Below are 10,631 nucleotides of genomic sequence, written 5' to 3' on the forward strand. Positions count from 1 at the left end.
GATACGTGCGGGAATTGCGCTGGTGCCTGGCACCAGCGCAATTCCGGTTTAATCCGCTATTAGCCGGTGTTCAACTCAACTTGAGCAGCGGCCGAGAAGATCATCCAGCGTTGGACTGCCGCCGAAAGCCGGCGTGGTTCCTGGTCAGCAAGATGGCGCGCAGTTGCCATGACCAATCCCTTGGCCCGCTCCCGGCTCTGGGCTTCCAAGCGGTTATCGTTACCGGCGAGGGCCAGATATCGGCACAGTATCCCCGCAAACAGGTTGCCGTCTCCCCCTCGGTTGAACGAGAGCACTCCGGCAGCAGTTGACAGCGACTGCGCGGTCGCTTCGATAAGTATTTGAGCGTGAGCCAGATCGGCTGGCTCACCAAGCGCAAGCAACGCGCCAAGTACCGGTCCCTGGTTATAGGTATAGACCGCTGGTTCCACCCTGTGTCCCTGCTTGGTCAACCGCAATCCGTCCAGATACAGTCCCCGCTTCGCGCTGAACAGATTCTTCTCCAGCCATTGGAGAAGCTCTCGTGCGGTCTCCTGCTCCCCGGTACGGGCGAAGAACAGTGCTGCCGGTGCATTGGCTGGCGTATTCTTGAAGTCCTTCTTCCTGGACCAGTACAGGCCGCCCTCCAGCACTTCATCCATGCCCGCATGAAGCTGCTTTCCCAGCGCCCGAACTGCCGCCTCGGCATGGCGGTTCTTTTGTCCCGTCGCGAGCTGGGTGAACTTTGCCAGGCGGCTGCTAGCCAGGGCAAGCCAAGCCATGTCGTCGAAGAAGTAGTTGGGCAAAAGCCCGAAGTTTCGAATTCGAATGCCGCGCAATAGGCCGTTGGCCCGGGCAAGCGCTTCGCGCGCCAGTTGTTCGTTGCCTTCGGCCCAGTACGAGCGGCCCTCATCGATGATGGCATCCAGATAGTGTGCCTGCCACCAATAGTTCCACTCCGCAAGGGGGTGCGAGAAACCGTTGAGATTGCTGAGCATGCTTCCGTCGCGCAACCGATGCGCCCTGCTGTAGCTCTGCCCAATCCAAGTTCCGGGCAACCCCATGAGACGACGCCCGAAGCGCCGGTGGGTGTCGATCGCGGCTTGGCGTGCCAATTCCTGCATGGACTCCATAGTGCCTTCCGATTCGAGCAGCATCAGTTCTTGTCACAGACATTAGTGCATCTGGAAGCATCATGCTGAGAGGGGTTAACGAACTTGAGCTGCCCCTTATCCAAGGACAGCTCGAGTTCATGTTCTAGCTACGGCTATTCCCCGCCGGGGTTCAAGCGCTTGAGAACACCAGTGATGACCTTCTTATCGACAGTCGGCCACATCGGCGGCAGGGTAGCTTTCAAGAAGCTGCCATACCGCGCTGTGGCCATGCGCGAATCAAGGATCGCCACAACACCCTTATCCCCGACCGAACGAATCAAGCGTCCAGCACCCTGGGCCAAACGAATCGCCGCATGGGTGGCAGCAACCTGCATGAAGCCATTGCCGCCATGTTTGGCCACGTCCTCGGAACGGGCCTTGGAGATGGGATCATCTGGGCGCGGGAAAGGGATCTTGTCGATGATGACCAGCCGGCAGGAATCGCCTGGCACGTCCACGCCCTGCCACAGGGTCATGGTTCCAAACAGGCAGGTGTCGCGTTCGCTGCTGAACTGCTCGACCAGCGACTTCATGCTGGCTTCGCCCTGGCACAGGATTTCCACGTCGAGACGCTCGCGCAAGATGCTTGCAGCTTCCTCGGCGGAGCGCTTGGAAGTGAACAGCGCCAGGGCGCCGCCACCGGAGGCCTGGATGAGATCTTCGATCTCATCCAGCGTCTCCGCAGCCAGCTGGCGACCTGGCTTGGGCAGGTGCTTGGCCACGTAGAGGATCCCCTGCTTCGGGTAATCGAAAGGACTGCCAACATCCACGCCGGTCCATGATGGTGCGCCGGCGCCCATCAGGCCCAGGGAGCCTGCTACCGAGTCAAACTGCGAGCCAATGGCCAAGGTGGCGCTGGTCAGTACGACGGTGCGCCCGTCGAAGAGGCCTTCGCGCAGCTTGCCGGCCACCGACAACGGTGCCACGTTCAAGGTAGCTGGCTGGCTTTCATCAGCCTCGACGTAGCCCCGGCCTTCGACAAATTCCCGCGGACGGGTGGTGTACAGCACCTCGCGGCGCTCTTCGGATTCGAGCATGCGAATCGCATCATCCATCACTGCCTGCAGCTGGGAGCGCGCGGTCTGGCGGCCACCATCAGCCGGTGCATTGGCTTCGGGCTTGGACAGCGCCAGTGCCAGCCGGGCCTGCTCCACGATGTCGTTCAGGGCAATGCCCATGTCTTCGCGAAGGCCGTGTTCCAGCAAGCCTGTTGGCAACCCGGTCAACGCCTTTTCCAGGCGGTTTGAGGCCTTGACCATCTCATCCACGTTGACACCGCAATGGCGCTTGGCACCGCCAGCTGCGGTGAGCACCATGCGCGAGGAGAGCGCGCCCGAAACCGAGCTGGTCACACGATCTTGCAGTTCGTGGGCCTCATCGATGATCGCGACTTCGAAGTCCGGGAGAACTGAAAGCCCCTCGAAGGCGGAAACCGCCAGCAAGGCATGGTTGGTAATGACGACGTCGGACTCGGCGGCCCGGGCACGGGCCATTTCCGAGAAGCATTCGTCCGCCATCGGGCACTTCTGCGAGCCCAGGCACTCCATGGCCGAAACCGAGACCTGCTTCCAAGCCTTGTCGCTGACCCCAGGCACCAGTTCATCGCGGTCACCGGTATCGGTCTCTTCGGCCCATTCGCGCAGTTTCATTACTTCGCTAGCCAACGGCGAGTAAGTGGTGCCAGCAGGTATTGCCGGCTCATCCATGGAAAAAAGAGTGCCTTCGTCATCCGGGTACCCGCCACCGAGCTTGTACTGGCACAGGTAGTTCGAGCGCCCCTTGAGCAGGGCGACATCCATCGGGCGCGAGAGCTTGCCCTTGAGCGAGTCGAGTAACCGCGGCACGTCACGTCCAACAATCTGCGATTGCAGCGCCAATGTCGCGGTGGAAACGATCACTGGCTTGGCGCTGGTCTGCGCGTGGGCCAGTGCCGGAATCAGGTAGCCCATCGACTTGCCAGTTCCGGTACCGGCCTGCACCAGCAAATGCTTTTCGTCTTCCAACGCGCTGACGACGTGCTTGACCATTTCCTGCTGGCCGGTGCGCATGGCGCCGCCCATGGAAGTGACCGCAGCCTCTAGGAGCCCCAGGGCCTGCTCTTGCTTATCCATGAAGGTTGAAGGTCTCCAACTCTGCAGCAAAGGAATCGCGCACCTTGACGATCAATCGGGTGCCCTCTTCCAGGTGTTCGCTTTCCAAGATCTCGGATTCGCTCTGGTGCAGCTTGGCGATCAAATCCCCGCGGTTGTAGGGAATGAGTACCTCAAGCTGGACGCCGGGGCGTGGAATCGAGGAGCTGATCTTTTCCAGCAGCTCCTGGATGCCTTCACCAGTGTGCGCAGAGACAACCACGGTGTTGGATTCCCTGTTGCGGATGCGCTCGATAACGAACGGATCAGCCACATCGGCCTTGTTCACCACGATGATCTCTGGAATGTTCAACGCATCGACTTCGCCGAGCACGGTGCGCACGGCCTGGATCTGCCCTTCGGGATCAGGGTGGGACCCGTCAACGACGTGCAGGATGAGATCCGAATCGGCGATTTCCTCCAAAGTGGAACGGAAGGCTTCCACCAACTGGGTCGGGAGGTTGGAAACGAATCCAACGGTATCGGCCAAGGTGTAGGTCAGCCCGTCTTCGGTCGCCGATTGGCGAACCGTCGGATCCAGGGTCGCGAACAGCGCGTTCTCCACCAGCACACCGGCGTTGGTCAGTCGGTTAAGCAGCGATGACTTGCCAGCGTTGGTGTAGCCGGCAATGGCTACGGCCGGAACCTCATTGCGCTTGCGATTGGCACGCTTAGCTTCGCGCGCAGGCTTCATGGCCTTGATCTCGCGGCGCAGCTTCGCCATGCGGTCGCGAATGCGGCGGCGGTCCATCTCGATCTTGGTTTCACCCGGTCCACGCGAACCGATACCGCCACCGGCGGCACCCACGCGTCCACCGGCCTGGCGGGACATCGATTCGCCCCAACCACGAAGGCGCGGCAGCAGGTATTCGAGCTGGGCCAGTTCAACCTGTGCCTTGCCCTCGCGCGACTGGGCATGCTGTGCAAAGATATCCAGGATCAGGCTGGTGCGGTCGATGACCTTGACCTTGACGATATCTTCCAACGCACGACGCTGCGAAGGAGCCAGCTCTGCATCGACAACCACGGTATCGGCACCTGATGACGCAACGATTCCGCGCAGCTCTTCAGCCTTGCCCGAGCCGAGGAAAGTCGAGGGGTCCGGCTTGCTGCGGCGCTGCACCAGTCCGTCCAGGACCTCCGAGCCGGCGGTCTCTGCCAAAGCGGCGAGCTCACGCAGGGAGTTCTCGGCGTCGGTAACGGTGCCGTCGCTCCAGATGCCGGCCAGCACGACGCGTTCCAGGCGCAGCTGGCGGTATTCGACTTCGGTGACGTCTTCCAGTTCTGTGGACAGGCCTGCGACGCGGCGCAGCGCACGTCGATCGTCCAAGTCTTCCTGGTCCCCGTCGAAATGGGTGAGGCCGGAGGAAAAACGGTTCAGCGCAGTGGCTTGCCCGGCGAAAATGGAATTCTCTTCTTCGCCGAAGTGCTGGACCTGCGGGCTCTGTGCATCATCGGCTGCGAGGATTCGATCGATGGCGGCCTGGATCTGGGCATCATCCATAGATGCCGAATCGTGCTCGTGTGACTCGGAGTTAGTCATGGTCTCCTTAGAAGTACTTCTCTTTCCAGAATAGTGCGGGTGGACCCCACTTTGCGACGTGGCGCGTTCAGTTTCGGTCGGTTCATCAAACATTCGTGGTCCTTTGCAAGGAGTAAAGGTCTATTAGCAGACAGGTGAATGCATGGTTACCGGTGAGCAAAGGCGAATGCGGGGTTCCAAAAAGAAGAACTGCCAAGAAGGGGAGATGACTTTGCTGTCTGCTGATTCGTGCAGGTGGGCGCGCAAGCAGTGCGCGGCCAGCATATGGAATCGCGGGTAACCAAGAGGATTACGTATTAGACGAAAATGAAAGTCATAGGGAAAACTCTATCAGTGATATCGAGTCGTGCCTATATCGCTTTGCTCACGTTGCCGACGCTGATCTTTGGGGTAACCGAACTGGACGATAAACTTTGCCTATGACCTCGGATCACTACTTCACCTCCAGCCCGGCCTCAGCAGACGAACGTCGCACCATCGAAGTCGAGCTCAACGGCTCGCTGCGCAAAGTGCAGACGGCCTCGGGAATTTTCTCCCCTGCCGGGCTGGATAAAGGCACGGCGGTATTGCTGCAGTACGTGCCAACCCCTCGCGGACGCATCTTGGATATCGGGTGCGGCTGGGGGCCCATCACCTTGGCCGCTGCGGAGCAGTCCCCGCAGTCCGAGGTCTACGGCGTCGACGTGAACGAGCGTTCCATCGACCTGGCCCGCTTGAACGCCACGGCGTTCGGCTTGTCCAACGTTGTTGTCGGCACTCCTGATTCCGTGGATCCGGGCCTGCAATTCGATACCATCTGGTCCAACCCGCCAATTCGCATCGGCAAGGATGCCCTGCATGAGTTGCTGATGCTTTGGTTGCCGCGTTTGGCCCCGGGCGGTGAGGCATGGATGGTTGTGCAGAAGAACCTTGGCAGTGATTCGTTGCAGAAGTGGCTGGTTGAACAGCTTCCCTCGGATTGGAAGATCACCCGCGAAGCGACCGCCAAGGCCTTCCGTGTGCTGAAGGTAGCGCGCCCGGCCTAAATGCCCGATGGAAAACCGCAGATTGACTTGCCCCGTCAATCTGCGGTTTTTCGATGGACCGGATCAGTTCTACTCCGAACCGATGATCCCGCGCGCAACCAGATCTGCTGGACCGCTGAGGATCGTATCTTCTTCGCCACTTGCATTGCCGCGGAATTCAACGCCGACTATGCCTCCTGGCACCGTAACAGCCCACTGATTGATCAGCGCGGTGCTGCGCGCCCAGTAGCGTACCGCAGCAGCAGCCGCGCAGGCACCGGTACCGCAGGAGAGGGTCTCTCCTACCCCGCGTTCATAGACGCGCATCTGGACTTGGGCAACTCCGTCTTCTTCAATCAGCGGTTCGGAAGGAACCACGAATTCCACGTTGGTGCCGTTGGCAGGAACGGGAGATACCTCTGGTGCCTGGAACAGGTCCAATTCTTCGAGCATTCGGGTATCGGGCAACGCCACAACGGTGTGCGGGTTGCCCATGGTGATGCTCAAGGCTGGCAGCGCTTGTTCCCAGCCACGTGGCTTGACCATGGAGTCCACGGATTTTTCGGTGGCTTCCTGTTCGAAGATCAAGCCCCAAGGGCCCAGGTTCACCGCGTAGCCATCGACCAGGCGGGTAATTTCCTTGACGCCTGCACGGCTGCCGATTTGGAAGCTTTGCCCCACCTGGAGGCTCACCAGCCCTTCGGCAATCAGGTAGTGCGCGAAAGCACGCACACCGTTGCCGCACATTTCGGCGATGGAACCGTCGTTGTTTCGGTAATCCATGAACCAGTAGGCCTTGGGGTTCTCCAGGAACTGCTCTTCGTATCCGGGAACCTTGGAGGTCGGCACGGCACGGATGAGCCCGTCGCCGCCAATGCCGAATCGGCGGTGGCACAGGGCCGCTACCTGTTCGGGGTTGATGTCGAGCTTTGCTTCCGGGTCTGCCACCAGTACGAAGTCGTTGCCGGTGGCGTGGCCCTTGGCAAAACGTTGTCCAGCCAGCTGTCCTAGTTCGGTGCGGTACATCAATGCTCCTAGAGTTTTCGTACGTACGTTGGCTAGCCAATGATCTTTAGCGTTTTTTCCAGCAGTCCCGGTTCGATCGGGTTCAGCCAGTTGACCCGCTCATCTGCGTTGAACCAGGTGATCTGCCGTCGCGCGAACTTGCGTGTGGCGATGATCGTCTGGTCGATGGCTTCGGCTCGGGTGATCTGCCCATCTAAGTAGTCAATGTACTGCTGGTACCCGATGGCACGCGAGGCGGTCTTGCCGTCGCGTAATCCTTGTTCAAGAAGTCCTGCGACTTCTTCGGCTAATCCCATGGCATCCATCTTGTGCACGCGGGCTTCCAGTGCTTCGTGCAATGCATGCCGGTCATAGTTCAAACCGATCTGGATTGCCGGTGCAGAATACTCACGTTGCGGCATGAAGGAGCTGAAGGCCCGACCAGAAATCTCGTAGACTTCAAGGGCCCGGATCGCGCGGCGCAAGTCCAAGTTGCGTCCAGCGGAAACCGGGTCTACCTCGGCCAAACGGCAGCGCAGAGGTCCGTCGCCTTCGGCCTCGACCTCAGCCTCCAGCCGTTTCCTGACGCCTGGATCCGTCGGCGGGAAATCAATGACGTCAAGTGCTGCGCGCACGTACAGTCCAGAGCCGCCAACCATCACCGGAATCCTGCCGCGGGCACGGATTTGGGCGAAGTGGTCACGGGCTTGGGCTTGGAAGGCAGCGACGGAAGCTTCCTCGGCGATGGCCATGGTGTCGAGCAGATGATGCTCGATGCCTCCGCGTTCATCCACCGGCAGCTTCGCGGTGCCGATATCCATGCCGCGGTAGAACTGCAGGGCGTCGGAATTGACGATTTCCCCGCCCAGCTCCCGGGCCAGGGCGATGGCCAAATCTGACTTGCCGGTACCGGTGGGGCCGACGATGGCAATGACCGGCAGGTTCGAATTGGTCATGTACTTAGCTACGCACTTTCAAGGTTGGCATGCCCAAGCTCGTGCGGCCGATGGAGCCGTTCGCAGCTGGGGAAGGTACGCCACAGCTTTCGGCTTGGGCACGGTCCCAGGCATCCCCGGCACGCGAACGGCGCAGGGAGTACTGGTCAGCGGTTGGATCGGAAATCAGGTGGAATGATGCCACTTCGGTAATGGGCAGGGTGACCAGGTCGCCTGGGCGCGGGGCTTGGGCACCGCCAGGAACCGAGAAGTGCACCAGGCGCTGGTCCTGCGCGCGTCCGGATAGACGCCGGGTTTCCCCGGACTTGCGGCCGGACTGTTCGGTGGCCATCACTTCTACGGTGCGGCCCAGCTGCTTCGCGTTCTCTTCCTTGGCAATGCGGTCTTGGAGCGCAGTCAAGCGCTCGTAGCGCTCCTGGACCACGGCCTTGGGAAGCTGGTCTTCCAGTTCGGCTGCCGGTGTGCCCGGTCGCTTGGAATACTGGAAGGTGAATGCCGAAGAGAATCGCGAAGCTTCAACCACGTCGAGGGTGGCCTGGAAGTCTTCTTCGGTTTCGCCCGGGAAGCCAACGATGATGTCGGTGGTGATTGCCGCATGCGGGATGCGTTCGCGAACCTTTTCCAGGATGCCCAGGAACTTCCTGGATCGGTAAGAGCGGCGCATTTCCTTGAGCACCTTGTCCGAGCCGGACTGCAGCGGCATGTGCAGCTGCGGCATCACGTTAGCGGTCTCGGCCATGGCATCGATGACGTCATCGGTGAAGGCCGCTGGGTGCGGGCTGGTGAAGCGCACGCGTTCGAGTCCTTCAATTTCACCGCAAGCGCGCAGCAATTTGCCAAAGGCCAATCGGTCTCCGAATTCCACGCCGTAGGAATTCACGTTCTGGCCCAGCAGGGTCACTTCGATGGCCCCATCATCAACCAGGGCCTGGATCTCGGCGAGGATCTCGCCCGGGCGGCGATCTCGCTCCTTGCCGCGCAAGGACGGCACGATGCAGAAGGTGCAGGTATTGTTGCAACCCACGGAAATGGAGACCCAGCCTGCGTACACGGATTCGCGTCGAGTCGGCAAGGTGGATGGAAAGACATCCAGTGATTCAAGGATCTCCAGTTGCGCCTTCTGGTTGTGGCGCGAGCGGGCCAGCAGCGTAGGCAATGAGCCGATATTGTGCGTACCGAAAACCACGTCCACCCATGGGGCCTTCTTGACGATGGTGTCCCGGTCCTTCTGAGCAAGGCACCCGCCGACGGCAATTTGCATATTAGGGCGTTCGGCCTTCAGGTTCTTCAGCAGGCCTAGATGCCCATATAGCTTGTTGTCTGCGTTTTCACGCACTGCGCAGGTATTGAAGACGACAACGTCGGCTACTTCTTCGGCCAGCTCTTCGGGTTTGCGGCTTAGCCCTGCATCTTCCAGAAGACCGGAGAAGCGCTCGGAATCGTGGACGTTCATTTGGCAGCCGAAGGTACGTACTTCATAGGTACGGGGTAATTCTTCACTGCCGATGTTGCTCAAGGTATGTTGCTCAGTCACCCTTCAAGATTACCGAAGATTGGGTACGGCTGAAATATAGGTGACCCTAGGATGGACTCCTGCACGCCACTGGTAGCGCGTACCCGCTCATCATCGGATTCACCACTTCCATCGGAAGGGTTAGGATTGAATTAGACTATCGGCTAGCCAATTCGGCCTATGAGAGAGATTTCCGTGGAAAACCATTCGCCCTGCCCTCAGCCGGTACCCGAGAAATCCCGCCCATTGCGCTTGTCGCGCGGCATGAAGATCTTCCATATCTGGATGGCCGGATTATCCGCGCTGTTCCTTTTCGCCATCCCGATCGCCATCGGCCTCATCCCGCCGATTGACTACGAGACCGATGACCTGCTGTTCAATGTCGGAGTCGGCTCGGTACTTGCCGGGATCGCTGCCTTGATTCTCTGGGCATACCAGGGCATTGACGATTGGCTTGGTCGCCGGAGCAATGCACCTGCGCGGAATCCGAAGCGCAATCAGTAGCGATTCCCGAAGCGCTCTTCCCATTCTTCGCGCGCGACCTTGAAGGCCATGCCGCCGTTGTAGCCTTTACGCCCCAGCATCCCGACTATTCGGCGTAATGCCTTATCCCGATCTGCGCCCATGGATTCCGGGCGCAGTTTCGCGCGAACCAGTTCGCGGGCTCGCTGTTCCTCGGCCTCATCATCAATTTGCTCAAGCGCTTCAGCGGCCAGTTCGTCGTCCACGCCCTTGGTGCGCAGCTCGCGTTTGATCGCGCCACGGGCCAATCCGCGTGAGCGCGCGCGGGCAACTACCCACGACTTCGCAAAGCGTTCATCATCAACGAGGTTGATCTCGGCATATCGGTCGATGACTTCATCGGCGATATCTTCAGGGCATTGTTTTTCAAGCAGTTTGTCCTTGAGCTGCTTTGCGGTCTTGTCGCTGGCCGTGAGCTGGCGCAGCAAAATGCCACGCGCCTTTTCTCGCCACTGATCATCGCTGAGCTCTTCAGGCTCCCCCGCTTCACGCGCTGCTTTTCTCGCTTCGCGGGCTTCGCGGCGTTCCTGTTTTGAGGGTTTAGCCTGTGCGGGCGCAGCAACAATCTGTTCCATGGCCGCACGCAGCTCTTCAACACTGCCCGGTTTCCTGGGCTCGTCCGGGAAGCTGGCAATGGTGCGGGAGGTGCTGCCTGCTGGCATGGCTGGCGCTGCGGCACGCTGGGCGGCGCGTTCCCGCCTAGCTGATTCTTCAGCCGCTTGTGCTTCCATTTCTTCCGGGCTGGGTTTTGCCCAGTCCGGCATGTCCTCGGGATCTCCCTGGAACTCTTTGGAAACGGACGTAGCGTCCGACCCGGAATTTTTTC

9 protein-coding genes are annotated in these 10,631 nt (G+C 60.0%); 2 read left to right on the top strand and 7 right to left on the bottom strand.

Going from position 1 to position 10,631, the window contains the following annotated elements:
- Positions 1 to 59: 59 nt before the first annotated feature.
- The 3 genes from ACRDT3_RS12775 to hflX all read right to left on the bottom strand — a co-directional run bounded on the left by ACRDT3_RS12775 (position 60) and on the right by hflX (position 4,898).
- Positions 60 to 1,136, bottom strand: a complete 1,077-nt coding sequence (locus tag ACRDT3_RS12775; protein ID WP_431493335.1) for a glycoside hydrolase family 76 protein — start codon at positions 1,134 to 1,136, stop codon at positions 60 to 62.
- A 110-nt stretch (positions 1,137 to 1,246) separates the two neighbouring features.
- A complete protein-coding gene (locus ACRDT3_RS12780) occupies positions 1,247 to 3,244 on the bottom strand; it encodes an ATP-dependent DNA helicase (RefSeq protein ID WP_431493336.1) in 1,998 nt (665 codons plus the stop codon).
- Complete coding sequence (gene hflX, locus ACRDT3_RS12785) at positions 3,237 to 4,898, bottom strand: GTPase HflX (protein WP_431493337.1); 1,662 nt, start codon at positions 4,896 to 4,898, stop codon at positions 3,237 to 3,239. The genes ACRDT3_RS12780 and hflX overlap by 8 nt, the downstream gene beginning before the upstream one ends.
- Before the next feature lie 326 nt (positions 4,899 to 5,224).
- On the opposite strand from hflX, the gene ACRDT3_RS12790 reads away from it, so the two are divergent.
- The gene (locus tag ACRDT3_RS12790) at positions 5,225 to 5,830 is read left to right on the top strand and encodes a class I SAM-dependent methyltransferase (protein ID WP_431493338.1); all 606 of its coding nucleotides are present in this window, start codon (positions 5,225 to 5,227) and stop codon (positions 5,828 to 5,830) included.
- A gap of 69 nt (positions 5,831 to 5,899) precedes the next feature.
- On the opposite strand, the gene dapF is transcribed toward ACRDT3_RS12790, so the two are convergent.
- From dapF to miaB, 3 genes are read right to left on the bottom strand one after another with little or no spacing between them, the layout of a single operon-like run.
- Entirely contained in the window at positions 5,900 to 6,835 is a 936-nt protein-coding gene (dapF, locus tag ACRDT3_RS12795) for a diaminopimelate epimerase (protein WP_431493339.1), read from the bottom strand.
- A 32-nt stretch (positions 6,836 to 6,867) separates the two neighbouring features.
- Entirely contained in the window at positions 6,868 to 7,770 is a 903-nt protein-coding gene (gene miaA, locus ACRDT3_RS12800) for a tRNA (adenosine(37)-N6)-dimethylallyltransferase MiaA (RefSeq protein WP_431493340.1), read from the bottom strand.
- 4 nt (positions 7,771 to 7,774) lie between these two features.
- Positions 7,775 to 9,304 carry a tRNA (N6-isopentenyl adenosine(37)-C2)-methylthiotransferase MiaB gene (miaB, locus tag ACRDT3_RS12805; RefSeq protein WP_431493341.1) on the bottom strand — a complete coding sequence of 510 codons (1,530 nt, stop codon included), beginning with the start codon at positions 9,302 to 9,304 and terminating at the stop codon, positions 7,775 to 7,777.
- Between the two features lie 174 nt (positions 9,305 to 9,478).
- Between miaB and ACRDT3_RS12810 the strand changes: the two genes are divergently transcribed.
- Positions 9,479 to 9,787 carry a hypothetical protein gene (locus tag ACRDT3_RS12810; RefSeq protein WP_431493342.1) on the top strand — a complete coding sequence of 103 codons (309 nt, stop codon included), beginning with the start codon at positions 9,479 to 9,481 and terminating at the stop codon, positions 9,785 to 9,787.
- On the opposite strand, the gene ACRDT3_RS12815 is transcribed toward ACRDT3_RS12810, so the two are convergent.
- A partial coding sequence (locus tag ACRDT3_RS12815) for a regulatory protein RecX (protein ID WP_431493343.1) occupies positions 9,781 to 10,631 on the bottom strand: 851 nt, incomplete at its 5' end. The genes ACRDT3_RS12810 and ACRDT3_RS12815 overlap by 7 nt on opposite strands.

This window comes from Glutamicibacter sp., assembly GCF_050701915.1.
GTDB lineage: Bacteria > Actinomycetota > Actinomycetes > Actinomycetales > Micrococcaceae > Glutamicibacter.